The 18,006-nt window shown below is 51.8% G+C and carries 14 protein-coding genes; 5 read left to right on the top strand and 9 right to left on the bottom strand.

Annotation, left to right across the window (positions count from 1 at the left end; translation table 11 throughout):
* Positions 1–147: 147 nt before the first annotated feature.
* A complete protein-coding gene (yvcK, locus tag ACJHX4_RS02830) occupies positions 148–1,056 on the top strand; it encodes a uridine diphosphate-N-acetylglucosamine-binding protein YvcK (protein ID WP_001295887.1) in 909 nt (302 codons plus the stop codon).
* Between the two features lie 37 nt (positions 1,057–1,093).
* Here yvcK and uvrB read toward each other — a convergent pair whose 3' ends face one another.
* From uvrB to bioB, 5 genes are all read right to left on the bottom strand, one after another.
* Positions 1,094–3,115 (bottom strand): excinuclease ABC subunit UvrB, encoded by a 2,022-nt coding sequence (uvrB, locus tag ACJHX4_RS02825; protein WP_000042533.1) that lies wholly within the window; start codon positions 3,113–3,115, stop codon positions 1,094–1,096.
* Positions 3,116–3,693: 578 nt separating this feature from the next.
* Complete coding sequence (gene bioD / locus ACJHX4_RS02820; RefSeq protein WP_000030923.1) at positions 3,694–4,371, bottom strand: dethiobiotin synthase; 678 nt, start codon at positions 4,369–4,371, stop codon at positions 3,694–3,696.
* Entirely contained in the window at positions 4,364–5,119 is a 756-nt protein-coding gene (gene bioC, locus ACJHX4_RS02815) for a malonyl-ACP O-methyltransferase BioC (protein ID WP_000246772.1), read from the bottom strand. The genes bioD and bioC overlap by 8 nt, the downstream gene beginning before the upstream one ends.
* On the bottom strand, positions 5,106–6,260 hold the full coding sequence (gene bioF, locus ACJHX4_RS02810) for an 8-amino-7-oxononanoate synthase (RefSeq protein ID WP_000118852.1): 1,155 nt from the start codon (positions 6,258–6,260) through the stop codon (positions 5,106–5,108). Before bioF ends, bioC begins: the two co-directional genes overlap by 14 nt.
* Positions 6,257–7,297, bottom strand: coding sequence for a biotin synthase BioB (bioB, locus tag ACJHX4_RS02805; RefSeq protein WP_000951213.1), 1,041 nt, complete (start codon positions 7,295–7,297; stop codon positions 6,257–6,259). Before bioB ends, bioF begins: the two co-directional genes overlap by 4 nt.
* An 86-nt stretch (positions 7,298–7,383) precedes the next feature.
* Between bioB and bioA the strand changes: the two genes are divergently transcribed.
* The 3 genes from bioA to ACJHX4_RS02790 all read left to right on the top strand — a co-directional run bounded on the left by bioA (position 7,384) and on the right by ACJHX4_RS02790 (position 10,643).
* Positions 7,384–8,673, top strand: a complete 1,290-nt coding sequence (gene bioA / locus ACJHX4_RS02800) for an adenosylmethionine--8-amino-7-oxononanoate transaminase (protein WP_001295886.1) — start codon at positions 7,384–7,386, stop codon at positions 8,671–8,673.
* A 58-nt stretch (positions 8,674–8,731) separates the two neighbouring features.
* The gene (locus tag ACJHX4_RS02795) at positions 8,732–9,208 is read left to right on the top strand and encodes a kinase inhibitor (protein WP_000767411.1); all 477 of its coding nucleotides are present in this window, start codon (positions 8,732–8,734) and stop codon (positions 9,206–9,208) included.
* A 151-nt stretch (positions 9,209–9,359) separates the two neighbouring features.
* Positions 9,360–10,643 (top strand): putative acyl-CoA thioester hydrolase, encoded by a 1,284-nt coding sequence (locus ACJHX4_RS02790; RefSeq protein WP_001091562.1) that lies wholly within the window; start codon positions 9,360–9,362, stop codon positions 10,641–10,643.
* A gap of 140 nt (positions 10,644–10,783) precedes the next feature.
* Here ACJHX4_RS02790 and ACJHX4_RS02785 read toward each other — a convergent pair whose 3' ends face one another.
* The 3 genes from ACJHX4_RS02785 to ACJHX4_RS02775 form a co-directional block, all read right to left on the bottom strand.
* Complete coding sequence (locus ACJHX4_RS02785; protein ID WP_000593914.1) at positions 10,784–13,045, bottom strand: hydratase; 2,262 nt, start codon at positions 13,043–13,045, stop codon at positions 10,784–10,786.
* Between the two features lie 182 nt (positions 13,046–13,227).
* Complete coding sequence (locus ACJHX4_RS02780; protein ID WP_001036491.1) at positions 13,228–14,661, bottom strand: anion permease; 1,434 nt, start codon at positions 14,659–14,661, stop codon at positions 13,228–13,230.
* 75 nt (positions 14,662–14,736) lie between these two features.
* A complete protein-coding gene (locus ACJHX4_RS02775) occupies positions 14,737–15,789 on the bottom strand; it encodes a 4-oxalomesaconate tautomerase (protein ID WP_000723652.1) in 1,053 nt (350 codons plus the stop codon).
* Positions 15,790–15,972: 183 nt separating this feature from the next.
* On the opposite strand from ACJHX4_RS02775, the gene ACJHX4_RS02770 reads away from it, so the two are divergent.
* Positions 15,973–16,926 carry a LysR family transcriptional regulator gene (locus ACJHX4_RS02770; protein ID WP_001295885.1) on the top strand — a complete coding sequence of 318 codons (954 nt, stop codon included), beginning with the start codon at positions 15,973–15,975 and terminating at the stop codon, positions 16,924–16,926.
* Positions 16,927–16,966: 40 nt separating this feature from the next.
* Here the strand turns inward: ACJHX4_RS02770 and pgl are convergent, their stop codons facing one another.
* Positions 16,967–17,962: a 6-phosphogluconolactonase gene (gene pgl / locus ACJHX4_RS02765; RefSeq protein ID WP_000815435.1), complete on the bottom strand. Its 996-nt coding sequence runs from the start codon at positions 17,960–17,962 to the stop codon at positions 16,967–16,969.
* Between the last annotated feature and the right edge of the window lie 44 nt (positions 17,963–18,006).

Genomic DNA, 18,006 nt, shown 5'->3' with positions numbered 1-18,006 from the left:
TTGATATACATCATCAGGGAGGCATAGCGTGCATCGTCCTTTAGAGGTAGAAGAAAATAGTTTGTATCCTCAATATTGGCAGGTTAATTGCTGTTTCCTCGCAATTTGCGCTACTGTAGCGCGGATAATCTGACTCCAGGAAACTATATGCGCAATCGTACGCTGGCTGATCTTGATCGTGTCGTTGCTCTCGGCGGAGGGCATGGACTGGGACGCGTTCTCTCATCACTTTCGTCTTTGGGTTCTCGTTTAACGGGTATCGTCACCACCACCGATAACGGTGGCTCGACGGGGCGTATTCGCCGCTCAGAAGGCGGCATTGCCTGGGGCGATATGCGCAACTGCCTCAATCAGCTGATAACTGAACCCAGCGTCGCTTCCGCAATGTTTGAATATCGTTTCGGCGGTAATGGCGAACTTTCCGGGCACAACCTTGGAAACCTGATGTTAAAGGCACTGGATCACCTTAGCGTGCGACCTCTTGAAGCGATCAATCTGATTCGAAATCTGCTGAAAGTGGACGCACATTTGATTCCGATGTCGGAGCATCCTGTTGATCTGATGGCGATTGACGATCAGGGGCATGAAGTTTACGGCGAGGTCAATATCGACCAGTTAACTGCGCCGATTCAAGAGTTATTGTTAACGCCGAATGTACCCGCAACGCGTGAGGCGGTTCACGCTATCAGTGAAGCGGATCTCATCATTATTGGGCCTGGCAGTTTTTACACCAGCCTGATGCCAATTCTGCTGCTGAAGGAAATCGCACAGGCATTACGCCGCACGCCAGCGCCGATGGTCTATATCGGCAATCTGGGGCGTGAGTTGAGTTTACCTGCGGCTAATCTGAAGCTGGAAAGCAAGCTGGCAATTATGGAGCAGTATGTTGGTAAAAAGGTAATTGATGCGGTCATCGTCGGGCCAAAAGTGGATGTCTCGGCGGTGAAAGAGCGGATTGTGATTCAGGAAGTGCTGGAGGCCAGCGATATTCCGTATCGTCATGACCGCCAGTTGTTGCATAGCGCGCTGGAAAAGGCATTACAGGCTTTAGGTTAACACGAAGCCGGAAGAATATTCCGGCTTCGTCATCTTGTCACGACGCGGCAATAAACAGCTCACGCAACTGATGCAACTGGTCACGAATTTGCGCCGCTTCTTCGAACTCCAGATTCTGCGCGTGTTGCATCATCAACCCTTCCAGTTCATGGATCTTCTGCTGTAACGCTTTAGGCGACATATCCATCGGCACATTATCCGGCTCAACAATCGGGCGCGATTTTCCTCTGCCCTTCGCTTTGGTTTTGGCAATGTTCTGCCCCAGCGCCAGGATATCGACCACTTTCTTGTTCAAGCCTTGCGGCGTAATGCCGTGTTCCTCGTTGTACTTCTGCTGTTTCTCGCGGCGACGTTCGGTTTCGCCAATCGCTTTCGCCATTGATGGGGTGATCTTATCGCCGTAGAGAATCGCTTTACCGTTAACGTTACGTGCCGCACGACCAATGGTCTGGATCAACGAACGTTCGGAACGCAGGAAGCCTTCTTTGTCAGCGTCGAGGATCGCCACCAGCGAAACCTCCGGCATATCCAGACCTTCGCGCAGTAAGTTGATCCCTACCAATACGTCGAACTCACCCAGACGCAAGTCGCGGATAATCTCCATACGTTCGACGGTATCGATATCTGAGTGAAGATAACGCACGCGCTCACCGTGTTCTTCGAGATATTCAGTGAGATCTTCCGCCATCCGCTTGGTCAGAGTTGTAACCAGTACGCGTTCGTTAATTGCCGCTCGCTGACGAATCTCCGATAGAAGATCATCCACCTGTGTCGCTACCGGACGCACTTCAATAATCGGGTCGAGTAAGCCTGTTGGACGCACAACCTGATCCACCACATCGCCACCGGATTTTTCCAGCTCGTAATTACCCGGCGTCGCCGAAACATAGATGGTTTGCGGCGCTAATGCTTCGAACTCTTCAAATTTCAGCGGGCGGTTATCCAGCGCTGATGGCAAGCGGAAGCCGTACTCCACCAGTGTCTCTTTACGCGCCCGGTCACCGCGATACATGCCGCCAATTTGTGGAATGGTGACGTGAGATTCATCGACCACCAGCAGCCCATCAGCAGGCAGGTAATCAAACAGCGTCGGCGGTGGCTCACCCGGTCCACGACCGGAGAGGAAGCGCGAGTAGTTCTCAATCCCCGAACAGTAGCCTAGCTCGTTCATCATCTCCAGATCAAACTGGGTACGCTGGGTCAGCCGCTGCTCTTCCAGCAGTTTGTTGTTTTCCAATAGCACTTTACGTCTGGCGGCCAGCTCTTCTTTGATCTCCTCCATCGCCTGGACGATGCGCTCGCGTGGCGTGACGTAGTGCGTTTTCGGGTAGATGGTAAAACGTGGAATAGTGGAAACAATCTGCCCGGTCAGCGGGTCAAATAACGACAATCGTTCCACCTCCTCGTCAAACAGCTCCACGCGAAGTGCAATGTCATCCGATTCTGCCGGGAAGATATCAATCACCTCGCCACGAACACGGAAAGTACCACGCTGGAATGCTTGATCATTACGGGCATATTGCAGCTCCGCCAGTCGGCGCAGGATCGCGCGCTGATCGATAATCATACCGACCGTGAGATGGAGCATCATCTTGAGATATAAATCAGGATCGCCCAGACCATAAATCGCGGAAACAGACGCCACCACAACCACATCACGTCGCTCCAGCATCGCTTTGGTGGCGGATAAACGCATCTGTTCGATATGTTCGTTTACCGAGGCATCTTTCTCAATAAAGGTGTCGGAACTCGGTACATAGGCCTCCGGCTGATAGTAGTCGTAGTAGGAGACGAAATATTCCACCGCGTTTTCTGGGAAGAATTCTTTCATTTCGCCATACAGCTGGGCCGCCAGCGTTTTGTTGGGCGCAAGTACCATGGTTGGGCGCTGAAGGTCAGCAATGACATTGGCAATGGTGAAGGTTTTCCCGGAGCCAGTCACGCCAAGTAACGTCTGGTGCGCCAGGCCATCTTCCAGCCCCTCTTCGAGACGTCGAATCGCCTCCGGCTGATCGCCAGAAGGTTTAAAAGCGGAATTCAGTTTGAACGGTTTACTCATGAGTCGCTACCTGAAGGAGTTGGGCGGGCAGGTATGTAATTTTACTCGTCGTACTTAATTATGCCAACAAATTATACTGGATAAAAAAACAGTTCATCACCATAATATTTCTGTTACAGCGTAAACTCCGCTGTCAATCATGAACAAGATTTACTCTGCGGCGAGATAAAACTCCGGCCTTACCGGGTTATCCCCAAAGCAACGGCTTTTTTAACATTTGTCAAGATGATTGATGACAGTTTTATGGCAAGAGATGCCTGTTCAGTGACTGCCATTGCAATTATCTAACCTGTTAAAAAATAAAAGATATTTCTTTGAGCTGTCTTTAACGCCAATTCGCGTGCAAGCCGCGTATTCTCTCGCTTGCCTCGTGTTTTCTAACTCTAATACACATGGTTATCCACAGGAATAGTGGATAACTGTCTGCAGCCCCTATCCCCCGCCGCCTGGGCAATTCCCACATTCACCGCATGATGCGGAGGTAAAATTTTTTTCGTGATTTTTTTAGAATTTAATTGGTTAAATTGCAGTCAATCGGAGACACGATCTCGCTCGCAATTTAACCAATTACAGGATGACTACATTAAGGCAAGATTGATGTACTTTCCGGTTGCCGCATTTTCTGGATTTTCTGCAAGCCAGGGAATTTCGCCCAGCAGCGGCGCGGGAATCATGCGGGTGAGCGTGGTCATATATTCAGCGTGACGTTTTCCCGGAGGCGTGACATCGTTCGCCACCCACCCCGCCAGAGTCAGTCCGGCGTGTAGTATTGCCTGCGCAGTCAACATCGCGTGATTAATACAGCCGAGTTTCACGCCCACAACCAGTATCACTGGCAGTTGTTCCTGTGTTACCCAATCCGCAAAAGTGAAAGTGTCAGAAAGCGGCGTAAACCAGCCGCCAGCACCTTCCACTAACACCCAGTCAGCCTGTTGTTCAAGCGCGCGTAATCCGGCGCTCATTACCAATGCTTCTATCGGCCTGCCCTCTTGCGCGCTGATGATATGCGGCGAGGTGGGTTCTGCGAAGGTGTAAGGATTTACCGTTGCGTAATCCAGCTGCAGGCTACTGTTGCGCTGTAACGCCAGCGCGTCACTATTACGTAAGCCTTTCGGGGTCTTTTCGCTGCCAGAGGCCACCGGTTTGTAACCTGCCGTCCGGTAGCCTGCTGCCTTTGCGGCTTGTAAAAGCGCGCAGCTGGCGACAGTTTTCCCCACTTCGGTATCCGTTCCGGTGACAAAATAACATTTACTCACGAGCAATCACTCCCAAAAAAAGATGATACGTCAGAGGATATCGCCCCTGTTGTTGCGGCCAGGCCAGTTGCAATCGCTGCAACTGCGAACGCGTTAATATTCGCGGGTCACGCCCTTCATGAAGATGCGTGGCACCGATGCCTTTCAGCGAACGCATGGCACTGAGCGCATCATCAAACCACAGCGTGATGGGCTGAATATAATGTTGATAATGCACGGCGTTTAGCGACTGTTCGATTTCATCTGGCGGTAAAAAGCGATTAGCATGCGGACGCTCGTCCACCGCCTGCCACGCCTGATGCAGTTCGGGTAACGATCCCTGCACCAGCGTGGTAAACGCGACCACGCCTCCGGGGCGCACCACCCGATACAGCTCGCGGAGTGCCGTGGATAAATTACCGCACCACTGCACCGCGAGATTGCTCCATGCAAGATCGAACGTCGCAGTCGCTAACGGCAGGGATTCGATATCTCCCGCCAGATAATGGTCTGCGGCATCCTTCTGGCGTGCCTGAACAAGCATTGGCGGAGAGAGATCTAACGCAGTCACCTGCGCGTGACGCTCTCGCCAGCGGCGGCTCATCCAGCCTGGTCCACAACCCGCATCCAGTACGCGGGTGTATTTACGCTGTGGGAGCATTGCCAGTAAGGCGTCAGCACTCTGGCGCTGTAGATCGGCGTGTTGCTCATAGTGTGCGGCTGCCCGTCCAAATGCCGCAGCAATGGCTTGTTTATTAACCGTTGCCATGCAGCACCTCCAGCAGACGGTCGATATCCTGCATTTCATGCGCTGCGGTTAGCGTTAAGCGCAGTCGCGCAGTACCAGCGGGTACGGTTGGCGGGCGAATTGCCGTGACCCAACAGCCTTGCTGGCGCAGTTTTTCTGCCAGTTGTAACGCACGGCTGTTATCACCGACGATCAATGGCTGGATGGCGCTCCATGAATCAGCAAGCGTAAACGGCAAATCCTGCACTCCGGCACGAAAACGCGTTATGAGTGCCGCCAGTTTTTCGCGCCGTGCATCCCCCTCATCACTGCGAATGACCGCCAGCGACGCACGTAATGCCTGCGCCTGAGCGGGCGGCATACTGGTGCTGTAGATAAGATGGCGAGCGAATTGCAGCAGATAATCCGCCACCGTATTGGAGCAAAGCACCGCTGCCCCGCTGACGCCAAATCCTTTGCCAAACGTCACCACCAGCAATTCTGGTTTTACCTTTTGCAGCCAGCAGCTGCCACGCCCCTGCTCCCCGATAACGCCCGTGCCGTGGGCGTCATCGACCATCAACCAGCCATCGTGCTGTTGCGTTACCTGCTGGATTTCCTCCAGTGGCGCACTATCGCCGTCCATGCTGAACACGCCTTCTGTCACTACCAGTTGCTGCCCCGGACAGGGGGAAGCAAGCAGTCGCGCCAGATGAGTGACATCGTTATGAGCAAAACGGCGAAGCGGCGACGGGCTTAAACTTGCAGCCTCCAGCAATGAGGCATGGCTAAGCCGGTCGGCAACAATACGGTCCTCTTTCGCCATCATCGCGGCAATGACTGCCTGATTAGCAGCAAAACCAGAGATAAACAGCAGTGCCCGCGAATAGCCCAGCCACTCGGCCAGTTCTTCTTCCAGCGCCTGATGCGCCACGCTATAACCGCTGACGTGACCGGAGCCGCCGCTACCGATGCCAAATTGCTCCGCACCCTGCTTCCAGGCACGGATAATTTGCGGATGATGGCTTAAACCTAAATAATCGTTACTGGAAAAGTTCAGATACTGGCGATCATCCACCACCAGCCAGCGTCCGGCTCCTTGCGCCACCGGATAACGGCGACGCAGGGCATCGGCAGCACGCCGCGCATCGAGCGCCGCGTTGATTTTCTCCTGCCAGCTCATAGTGCTGCCGCGTTGTAATATTCGTCAGTGTCCGGGGTCATCAGCGCCTGCTCCAGACGCTGCTGTTGTTCGTTATCGCCCGCCAGCACGGCAGTTTGCTGCGGATTTAGCCCCAGTTTGCGGAACAGTTGCAGGTCTTTATCTTCTTCCGGATTCGGCGTGGTCAGCAGTTTGCAACCGTAGAAAATCGAGTTTGCGCCAGCCATAAAGCACATCGCCTGAGTCTGTTCGTTCATCTGCTCGCGTCCGGCAGAAAGGCGTACGTAAGAGGTCGGCATCATGATCCGCGCAACTGCAATGGTGCGAATAAAATCAAAGGCATCGACATCATCGTTATCCGCCAGCGGCGTGCCTTTCACCTTCACCAGCATGTTGATTGGTACGCTTTCCGGCGGCGTTGGCAGGTTTGCCAGTTGCAGCAATAATCCGGCGCGATCTTTTACTGTTTCGCCTAAGCCCACAATGCCGCCTGAACAGACTTTGATCCCGGCGTCGCGCACTTTTTCCAGCGTATCGAGGCGTTCCTGATAGGTACGCGTGGTGATGATATTGCCGTAAAACTCCGGCGAGGTGTCGAGGTTGTGGTTGTAGTAATCCAGCCCGGCATTCGCCAGGCGCTGCGCCTGAGATTCACTCAACGTGCCCAGCGTCATACACGCCTCCAGCCCCATCGCTTTTACCCCCTGCACCATTTGTTCCAGGTACGGCATATCGCGTTCGTGGGGATTCTTCCACGCCGCGCCCATACAGAAACGCGTCGATCCCGCCGCTTTCGCTTTGCGCGCCGACTCCAGCACCTGTTCAACTTCCATCAACCGCTCGGCTTCCAGCCCGGTTTTGTAGCGCGAGCTTTGCGGGCAATATTTGCAATCTTCCGGACAAGCTCCGGTCTTAATCGACAGCAAAGTGCTGACCTGCACCTGACGAGGATCGAAATGCTGACGATGCACCTGCTGCGCTTCAAACAGCAGATCCAGCAACGGTTTTTCAAATAATTCTGTGACTTGCGACAATGTCCAGCGTGGGCGGTGAGCCATGGGGCTTCTCCAAAACGTGTTTTTTGTTGTTAATTCGGTGTAGACTCGTAAACCTAAATCTTTTCAATTTGGTTTACAAGTCGATTATGACAACGGACGATCTTGCCTTTGACCAACGCCATATCTGGCACCCATACACATCCATGACCTCCCCGCTGCCGGTTTATCCGGTGGCAAGCGCCGAAGGTTGCGAGCTAATTTTGTCTGACGGCAGACGCCTGGTTGACGGTATGTCGTCCTGGTGGGCGGCGATCCACGGTTACAATCACCCGCAGCTTAATGCGGCGATGAAGTCGCAAATTGATGCTATGTCGCATGTGATGTTTGGCGGTATCACCCATGCGCCCGCCATTGAGCTGTGCCGCAAATTGGTGGCAATGACGCCGCAACCACTGGAGTGCGTTTTTCTCGCGGACTCCGGCTCCGTAGCGGTAGAAGTGGCGATGAAAATGGCGTTGCAGTACTGGCAGGCCAAAGGCGAAGCGCGCCAGCGTTTTCTAACCTTCCGCAATGGTTATCATGGCGATACCTTTGGCGCGATGTCGGTGTGCGATCCGGACAACTCAATGCACAACCTGTGGAAAGGCTATCTGCCAGAAAACCTGTTTGCTCCCGCCCCGCAAAGCCGCATGGATGGCGAATGGGATGAGCGCGATATGGTGGGCTTTGCCCGCCTGATGGCGGCGCATCGTCATGAAATCGCGGCGGTGATCATTGAACCGATTGTCCAGGGCGCAGGCGGGATGCGCATGTACCATCCGGAATGGTTAAAACGAATCCGCAAAATGTGCGATCGCGAAGGTATCTTGCTGATTGCCGACGAGATCGCCACCGGATTTGGTCGTACCGGCAAACTGTTTGCCTGTGAACATGCAGAAATCGCGCCGGATATTTTGTGTCTCGGTAAAGCCTTAACCGGCGGCACAATGACCCTTTCCGCCACGCTCACCACGCGCGAGGTTGCGGAAACCATCAGTAACGGCGAAGCCGGCTGCTTTATGCATGGGCCAACTTTTATGGGCAATCCGCTGGCCTGCGCAGCAGCAAACGCCAGCCTGGCGATTCTCGAATCTGGCGACTGGCAGCATCAGGTGGCGGCTATTGAAGCGCAGCTACGCGAGCAACTTGCCCCCGCCTGTGACGCCGAAATGGTTGCCGATGTGCGCGTACTGGGGGCAATCGGCGTGGTCGAAACCTCTCGTCCGGTGAATATGGCAGCGCTGCAAAAATTCTTTGTCGAACAGGGTGTCTGGATCCGGCCTTTTGGCAAACTGATTTACCTGATGCCGCCCTATATTATTCTCCCGCAACAGTTGCAGCGTCTGACCGCAGCGGTTAATCGTGCGGTGCAGGATGAAACATTTTTTTGCCAATAACGGGAAGTCAGCGTGAGGGTTTCTGGCTACACTTTCTGCAAACAAGAAAGGAGGGCTCATGAAACTCATCAGTAATGATTTACGCGATGGCGATAAGCTGCCGCATCGTCATGTCTTTAACGGCATGGGTTACGATGGCGATAATATTTCACCGCATCTGGCGTGGGATGATGTTCCTGTGGGAACGAAAAGTTTTGTTGTCACCTGCTACGACCCGGATGCGCCAACTGGCTCCGGCTGGTGGCACTGGGTAGTTGTTAATTTACCCGCGGATACCCGCGTATTACCGCAAGGGTTTGGATCTGGTCTGGTAGCAATGCCAGACGGCGTTTTGCAGACGCGTACCGACTTTGGTAAAACCGGATACGATGGCGCAGCGCCGCCGAAAGGCGAAACCCATCGCTACATTTTTACCGTTCACGCGCTGGATGTAGAACGTATTGATGTCGATGAAGGTGCCAGCGGCGCGATGGTCGGGTTTAACGTTCATTTTCACTCTCTGGCGAGTGCCTCGATTACTGCGATGTTTAGTTAATCACTCTGCCAGATGGCGCAATGCCATCTGGTATCACTTAAAGGTATTAAAAACAACTTTTTGTCTTTTTACCTTCCCGTTTCGCTCAAGTTAGTATAAAAAAGCAGGCTTCAACGGATTCATTTTTCTATTTCATAGCCCGGAGCAACCTGTGAACACATTTTCAGTTTCCCGTCTGGCGCTGGCATTGGCTTTTGGCGTGACGCTGACCGCCTGTAGCTCAACACCGCCCGATCAACGTCCTTCTGATCAAACCGCGCCTGGTACCTCTTCTCGCCCGATTCTGTCGGCAAAAGAAGCGCAGAATTTCGATGCTCAACACTATTTTGCATCCCTGACACCAGGTGCGGCAGCGTGGAATCCTTCCCCGATTACCCTGCCTGCGCAACCTGACTTTGTTGTCGGCCCGGCGGGTACTCAAGGTGTAACGCATACCACGATTCAGGCGGCGGTAGATGCGGCAATTATCAAGCGTACCAACAAGCGCCAGTATATTGCCGTGATGCCTGGTGAGTATCAGGGAACGGTGTATGTCCCTGCCGCTCCGGGTGGAATTACTCTGTACGGTACAGGTGAAAAACCGATTGATGTGAAGATTGGGCTTTCCCTTGATGGTGGCATGAGCCCTGCCGACTGGCGTCACGACGTCAACCCGCGCGGCAAATATATGCCAGGTAAACCGGCGTGGTATATGTACGATAGCTGCCAGAGTAAACGCAGCGACAGTATCGGTGTTCTCTGCTCTGCGGTCTTCTGGTCACAAAACAATGGCCTGCAACTGCAAAACCTGACCATCGAAAACACGCTGGGCGATAGCGTAGATGCGGGTAACCATCCGGCGGTGGCACTGCGTACTGATGGCGACAAAGTGCAGATCAATAACGTCAACATTCTCGGTCGTCAGAACACCTTCTTTGTCACCAACAGCGGTGTGCAGAACCGTCTGGAAACGAATCGCCAGCCGCGTACGCTGGTGACCAACAGCTATATTGAAGGGGATGTGGATATCGTTTCTGGTCGCGGCGCAGTGGTGTTCGATAACACCGAATTCCGCGTGGTGAACTCCCGTACCCAGCAAGAAGCGTATGTGTTTGCACCGGCTACGCTGTCCAACATTTACTACGGTTTCCTCGCCGTAAACAGCCGTTTCAATGCTTCCGGTGATGGCGTGGCGCAACTGGGCCGCTCGCTGGATGTTGATGCCAATACCAACGGTCAGGTAGTGATCCGTGATAGCGCCATCAACGAAGGTTTTAACACAGCCAAACCGTGGGCTGATGCGGTGATCTCTAATCGCCCGTTTGCGGGTAACACCGGCAGCGTTGATGATAACGACGAAGTACAACGCAATCTGAATGACACTAACTACAACCGCATGTGGGAATACAATAACCGCGGCGTGGGTAGCAAAGTGGTTGCAGAGGCGAAGAAGTAGGAGCTGTTAACTATGTGCCGGATGCGGCGTAAACGCCTTATCCGGCCTACAGTTCGATACGATTTGTCGGTCGGATAAGATGCGCCAGCATCGCATCCGACAATAAGTGCCGGATGCGACCTACATTCACATGGCGCTTTTTACATCTGACGGTTTTTATTGAAGTTAATCAAACTACCCGCCTTGATAATCTCGCGTTCTTCGGCAGTCAGACTTTCCATATAGAGCGTGATTTCCGTTACCGGTGCATCTTCATGGATCACATAACCTTTAAACGTCGTTCCAGGATTATCCAGCGCCGCTTTAATGCCAGGGATGTAAATGTAATCCCCCACTTCAAAGGTTGGCGCTTCCGCCATCTGCAGCGGTAACATCCCCCAGTTGATGACGTTAGAACGATAGCGTTTAGTCGCGTACTCCTCGGCAATATTCGCCAGACCGCCAATCACACGCTGACAACTCGCCGCCTGTTCACGCGCAGAACCATCGCCTGGTTTCACCGCATAGACCATGCTGCCAATTTCAGTTTGCAGCGGATCAACATGTTCCTGACCAGCAATCTGCTTAATGCGCGCAAACACCTCTGCCATCTCGCTGACATTCCCCGCCAGACGCTGATTTTCCAGCTCAGCAGTCGCTTTACTTCTGCCAACATAACCTGGATCGCGGCGTGACAGGGTAAACTCCGCCAGACCAATCGGATTTGAACGATAAGAAGAGGTTTCACCGGAAGGAATCAGTTCGTCGGTGGTGGTCACTTCGTCGAGGATCTTCGAGCACACTTTGAGGACGATATTGTCAGTCAGCGCACCCAATTCCGGCCAGTCTTTAATGTTCGGTCCGTAAATCAGCGGTTGCTGGGTCGCCCCTTTCACAAAGCCTTGATAGACGCGATTTTTATACGGCGTTACATCGAAGGCGTACTCCGGCACGTTGTCCCAGCAATCGAGTTCGCTGGCAGAGGTTAAATAGCCACCGTTTGCCGCAGTCGCAGCGATAGAACGAGCGTCCATCAACGCCACCGCTGACATCTGCCCATTAGCTGGCTTAGAGCCTTCGCGGTTCGGGAAGTTACGCGTGGTGTGGCGAATACTCAAACCGTTGTTGATTGGCGTATCGCCCGCGCCAAAGCATGGGCCGCAGAACGCGGTTCTGATGATTGCGCCTGCGCCAATCAAATCTGCGACCACACCTTTTTTGGCGAGATCCATAAACACCGGCTGTGATGACGGGTAAACCGCTAACGAGAAGGTGTCATTGCCGCAGGATTGACCGCGCAGCGCATTCGCCGCCGCGATGACGTTTTCATAGTTACCGCCAGAACAGCCCGCGATAATCCCCTGCTGCACTTTCAGGCGACCATTTTCCACTTTATCCAGCAGCGAGAGTTTGGCTTTACCGTGCGCCACGCGTTCGGACTCAATTTCAATCTCACGCAGAATGTCGGTCAGGTTCTGGTTCAGCGTGTCGATTTCATACACGTTGCTCGGGTGGAATGGCAGCGCAATCATTGGTTTGATGGCGCTTAAATCAACGCTGATGCAGCCATCGTAGTACGCCATTGGTTGAGGGTTAAGTTGGCAGTAATCCTGGCCGCGACCGTGCAGCGCCAGCCAGTTATGGACTTCTTCATCGGTTTGCCAGACAGAACTTAAACAGGTCGTTTCAGTGGTCATCACGTCAACGCTGTTACGGAAATCGGTAGAGAGCGCTGCAACACCGGGACCTACGAACTCCATCACTTTGTTTTTGACGTAACCGTTTTTGAACACGGCACCGATGATAGCCAGCGCCACATCCTGCGGCCCCACATACGGCGCAGGTTTTCCGGTCAGATGCACCGCAACCACGCCCGGATAGTCGATATCCCAGGTGTCATTAAGCAGTTGTTTTACCAGCTCGCCGCCGCCCTCACCGACTGCCATTGTCCCTAATGCGCCGTAACGGGTGTGGCTGTCTGATCCGAGGATCATTTTGCCGCCGCCAGCCATCATTTCACGCATATATTGATGGATGACCGCAATATGCGGTGGCACAAAAATACCGCCATAACGCTGGGCCGCCGATAAACCAAAAACATGGTCATCACCGTTAATGGTGCCGCCGACGGCGCAGAGTGAGTTATGGCAGTTGGTCAGCACATACGGCAGCGGGAAACGTTCCATACCGGACGCTTTAGCGGTCTGTACAATACCAACAAAGGTAATATCGTGAGAGGCTAATGAATCAAACTTAATTTTAAGTTTATCCATATTTCCGGACGTATTATGAGAAGAGAGAATAGACCAGGCAATAGTGCCTTTTTTGGCTTCTTCTTTTTTAATTTCGCCGGTGAAATGTTCTTCGGCAATTATTTCGTTATTACTGGCGAGAAACACGCCTTTTTCAGATAACTTGATCATCAAATGCTCCAGATATCTGCGCACCGGAAAGTGCGCAGAAAGATAATAAATGGATATACTCTAAATAATTCGAGTTGCAGGAAGGCGACAAGCGAGTGAATCCCCAGTCACTTACATAAGTAAGTGACTGGGGTGAGCGAACGCAGACGCAGCACATGCAACTTGAAGTATGACGAGTATATTTACAGCATGTTCCAGCCGATCAGCATATTCCACCACCACACGCCGAGGGTGATATGCACCAGGAAGGTTAATATCGTCAGTACCGCACCGACCAACCACCAGGATTTAATATCGTTGTAACCCACGCCAAAGATGACCGGACCTGCCGCGCCGCCATAGTGAGTAACCATGCCGCCATAGGAGTTAGAGAACAACAGTGCCAGCGCGGTTAACATTAACGGTGCGCCGGAGACATTCGCCAGCATGGCAAATACCGGTAACATGGCAACGATATAGGCACTACCAGAAGCGAAGAAATAACGCACGATGATGCTGAGGAAAATAATAACGAAGAAAGCAACGTTCCCGTGACCATCAAATGCCAGGTTATTTTTAAAGACTTCAGCTAACCATTCGAAGAATTTAACTTTCGATAATAAGGAGCTTAAGCCGATAATACCGCCGTACCAGATTAAGGTATTCCAGCCGCCTTTATTTTTAACCACGTCTTCCCAGGTAACGATACCCAGCAGCAGCATAGTTGCCATAACAACGATTGCCACGGTGGATTCATCAACCCCCAGAGACTTACTGAAAATCCAGCCCAGCAGCGCCAGCACAAAGACACCGAGCAGCATTTTTTCGCGGATTTTCATCGGTCCCAGTTCGGCAAGGCCCGCTTTAGCGATGGTTTTGTTATCCACCTTCTTAATTTCTGGTGGATACATGGTGTAAATCACCAGCGGGGTGACCAGCAGCATAATGATGCCCGGCAATCCGGCGGCTAACGCCCATCCACCCCAGCTAATTTGCAGGTGCAGAATGTCGTTGATCATTTTCAGCGCCAGAATGTTCCCCGCCATTGCGGTAAAGAACATATAGCTGGTGGTTTTGGTGACCATGTAAATGGACATCATCAGGTAATGTCCAACACGACGCGGACTTTTTTCCGGTTCTGATCCCAAAGCCACTGCCACGCTGTTGATGATCGGTAACACGATGCCGCCCGCACGCGCGGTGTTAGACGGTGTTGCCGGAGCCAGTACCAGATCGAGAAATACCGTAACGTAACCCAGACCCAGGGTAGTGCTACCAATTTTACCAATCAGCAGATAGGCAATACGTTTACCTAAGCCTGTGGTTACAAACGCGGCGCTTAAAGTAAACGCAGAAAACACCAGCCAGGTGGTACCGGAAGAGTAACCGCTTAATACAGCGGTGGTTTTAAATTCCCCACCTGATAAGTTACCCACCACTACCATCGATGCGGCGACGGCAATTAACAGTACGACAGGTTCCGGGAAAGGCTTGATAACCAGCCCCACAATGGCCGCCAGGTAAATACCAAAAAGCACCCACGCCAGTTCGCTTAATCCTGCCGGAGCTGGCATAAAGCCAATAATACATGGGATTGCTAATATCAGAATTAGCTTCCATAACGATTTCTTATTCATTTAATATCCTGTTCTTTCTGTATGACTCATACAGAATTCCTTTATTGATTGTCATTATCACGACAACAAAATTTTTCAGGGAAGATAAACTTCACCGGAAAATATTTTTCTGGTCGTCCGAATAACAGATGCGCGTAACGTCGTGGCATCCTGACCTTCATTACTTAAATGAACGTCGAGCGCACCACTGGGGTGTTCAATATTGATATTGCCGTATCCTACAGAAGGGACGATTTGTCGGGTGACGGTACCTTCCAATGCACAACTACTGGAAATAGCAATAGCACCGGTTATCGCCAAAGCGCGATGGCAAGAATGCGGCATAAAATAACGCACATTAATTGCCCCGCCTTTCTGCGCTGGAGAAATAAGTACAGGTTTAGGGATAACCATATTACTGACATCGCCTAAACCCATTGCTTTACCCGCTTGTAGACGGATAGATTCAATGCGGGCTAATAATGCTTTGTCGGCATCCAGCTCTGCCGGTAATTCATAGCCTGTTTTTCCCAGATATTCAGCAGGAATAATGACAACTGGCATCGCCATATCGATACAGGTCACCGGGACATCGTCAAAATAATCAATCTGATTATCCGTCGGGAAGACTTTTCCGGTTTTCGTTCCGGCGGCATTCAGGAAAGTGAGCGCAACCGGTGCGGCAGTACCCGGTACGCCGTCAATTCTGGCGCTACCCTCGTACTCGACAACACCATTTGGCGTTTGCACATCAGCTTCGATGAACGTACCCGTATTGACGTTGCGGATACGTACGCGGGTAACTGGCGAAGTCGCTGCAATCAAACCATTTTCAATGGCGAATGCCCCAACGCCAGACAGCATATTGCCGCAGTTAGGCGTGGTATCGACACGTTGCTCATGGACGATAACTTGAGCAAACAGATAATCGACATCTGCACGCGGATCGCTGGAGCGGCTAATAATGGCGACTTTACTGGTCAGCGGATTACCGCCGCCAATACCGTCAATTTCCAGATCGTTACCGGAACCCATAATTGCCATCAATATTTTATCGCGCTGCGTTTGATCTTCGGGTAGATGTTCCGCTAACAGGAACGCGCCCCTCGAGGTTCCACCTCGCATCATCACGCAGGGTATTTTTTTCATAATAATGCCCTCAATTTAAAAACATAACTTATTGCGATATGGTTACATTAAGGGCAAAGCATCTCTAATGACTTTAGCTCAACGATTAATAACATTTTTTCATTAATTTAAGTTGGCTAAATGCAGTTAAAATTTTTAACTGCCAGTCACCCAAAATCGTCGCTTCCATTTTCCGGAGTAATAATGAAGCATGAATTATCAAGTATGAAGGCATTTGTCATACTGGCAGAGTCCAGTTCATTTAACAATGCTGCTAAATTACTCAATATTACGCAACCTGCATTAACGCGAAGAATAAAAAAGATGGAGGAAGATTTACACATTCAACTATTTGAGCGTACAACTCGCAAGGTTACGTTAACAAAAGCAGGAAAAAGGTTGCTCCCGGAGGCGCGGGAATTAATAAAAAAATTCGATGAAACGCTTTTTAGTATTCGCGACATGAATGCTTATCATCGAGGTATGGTGACGTTAGCGTGTATTCCGACCGCGGTATTTTATTTTTTACCATTGGCAATCGGTAAATTTAATGAGCTGTATCCCAATATTAAAGTGCGGATTCTGGAACAAGGCACGAATAATTGCATGGAATCGGTGCTGTGTAACGAATCAGACTTTGGCATAAACATGAACAACGTCACAAATTCATCCATTGATTTTACCCCACTGGTCAACGAGCCGTTCGTGCTGGCCTGTCGGCGTGACCATCCATTGGCCAAAAAGCAGCTTGTAGAATGGCAGGAGTTAGTGGGTTACAAAATGATTGGCGTACGCTCCTCCAGCGGCAACCGACTGTTGATAGAACAACAGCTAGCCGACAAGCCCTGGAAGCTGGACTGGTTTTACGAAGTGCGTCATCTTTCGACGTCATTAGGGCTGGTGGAGGCGGGACTGGGGATTTCGGCGCTTCCTGGTCTGGCAATGCCCCATGCGCCCTATTCTTCGATTATTGGTATCCCACTGGTGGAACCCGTTATACGTCGGACATTGGGGATTATTCGCCGCAAAGATGCCGTGCTTTCTCCGGCAGCTGAACGCTTTTTTGCCTTGCTGATTAATTTGTGGACTGACGATAAAGACAATTTGTGGACCAATATCGTCGAACGCCAGAGACATGCGTTACAGGAGATAGGTTAATACACCGGCGCAGGAGAGACTGCGCCGGTTAAATCAGCGGTTAGTGCGCGTTGACCACTACCCACATTGGCCCCTGCCCAACCGCATAGCGGCCTTTTTCATGCAGTAGCCCCTGCTCGCCAACAATTTCGTATACCGAGATGTGGTGAGATTTTTGCCCGGCGGCAATCAGATACTTGCCGCTGTGATCAACATTGAAGCCGCGCGGCTGGGTTTCCGTTGGCTGGAAGCCTTCTTTACTCAACACGCTGCCATCTTCCGAAACGCTGAAAACGGTAATCAGACTGGCGGTACGGTCGCAGGCGTATAAATGACGACCATCCGGGGTGATATGAATATCAGCCGCCCAACGGGTGTCGGAGAAGTTTTCCGGCATCATATCCAGCGTCTGGACACATTCGATATTGCCGTGCGGATCTTTCAGTTCCCAGACATCCACTGAGCTGTTTAACTCATTGACGCAATACGCATATTGTTCGTTTGGATGGAATACCATATGACGCGGGCCGGCCCCTTCAACGGTAGTCACTTCCGCAGGGTCCTGCGCCACCAGATGACCATCATCGCTGACCGTAAACAGGCAAATGCGATCCTGCTTTAATGCCGGAACCCACAACGTACGGTTGTCCGGTGAGATATTGGCGGAATGGCAACCGTCCAGCCCCTCGACCACATCGACGACGCCCACTGGCAGGCCATCTTCCAGACGCGTTACGCTCACGTTACCCGCATTGTAAGAACCGACAAAGACAAACTGCCCCTGGTGATCGGTGGAAATATGCGTCGGGCTACCCGGCAGCGCAGACTCTGCAGCAAAGGTCAGCGCGCCATCATCCGGTGCAATACGATACGCCAGAACACGAAACTCCGGACGGACACCAACGTAGAGGTAACGTTTGTCCGGGCTGACCACCATCGGCTGCACCTGCCCCGGCACATCGACAACCTGTGTCAGCGTCAGTGCGCCTTCATGATTCAGGTTCCAGACGTGAATTTGCTGGCTCTCAGGGCTGGCGATATAAACTGTTTGCTTCATGAATGCTCCTTTGCATTTAGCAACTGACTGTAACAGCTAAAATT

It is taken from the genome of Escherichia sp. WS2035, assembly GCF_046487065.1.
In the GTDB taxonomy this organism is placed as follows: domain Bacteria; phylum Pseudomonadota; class Gammaproteobacteria; order Enterobacterales; family Enterobacteriaceae; genus Escherichia; species Escherichia coli.
This window is presented reverse-complemented; position numbering and strand designations above follow the sequence as displayed.

Bases quoted from the DNA above. Each gene is read 5' to 3' on its own strand.
- yvcK (WP_001295887.1), top strand. From the start codon at position 148: ATGCGCAATCGTACGCTGGCTGATCTTGATCGTGTCGTTGCTCTCGGC.
- uvrB (WP_000042533.1), bottom strand. From the start codon at position 3,115: ATGAGTAAACCGTTCAAACTGAATTCCGCTTTTAAACCTTCTGGCGAT.
- bioC (WP_000246772.1), bottom strand. From the start codon at position 5,119: ATGGCAACGGTTAATAAACAAGCCATTGCTGCGGCATTTGGACGGGCA.
- bioF (WP_000118852.1), bottom strand. From the start codon at position 6,260: ATGAGCTGGCAGGAGAAAATCAACGCGGCGCTCGATGCGCGGCGTGCT.
- bioB (WP_000951213.1), bottom strand. From the start codon at position 7,297: ATGGCTCACCGCCCACGCTGGACATTGTCGCAAGTCACAGAATTATTT.
- bioA (WP_001295886.1), top strand. From the start codon at position 7,384: ATGACAACGGACGATCTTGCCTTTGACCAACGCCATATCTGGCACCCA.
- ACJHX4_RS02795 (WP_000767411.1), top strand. From the start codon at position 8,732: ATGAAACTCATCAGTAATGATTTACGCGATGGCGATAAGCTGCCGCAT.
- ACJHX4_RS02785 (WP_000593914.1), bottom strand. From the start codon at position 13,045: ATGATCAAGTTATCTGAAAAAGGCGTGTTTCTCGCCAGTAATAACGAA.
- ACJHX4_RS02780 (WP_001036491.1), bottom strand. From the start codon at position 14,661: ATGAATAAGAAATCGTTATGGAAGCTAATTCTGATATTAGCAATCCCA.
- ACJHX4_RS02775 (WP_000723652.1), bottom strand. From the start codon at position 15,789: ATGAAAAAAATACCCTGCGTGATGATGCGAGGTGGAACCTCGAGGGGC.
- ACJHX4_RS02770 (WP_001295885.1), top strand. From the start codon at position 15,973: ATGAAGCATGAATTATCAAGTATGAAGGCATTTGTCATACTGGCAGAG.
- pgl (WP_000815435.1), bottom strand. From the start codon at position 17,962: ATGAAGCAAACAGTTTATATCGCCAGCCCTGAGAGCCAGCAAATTCAC.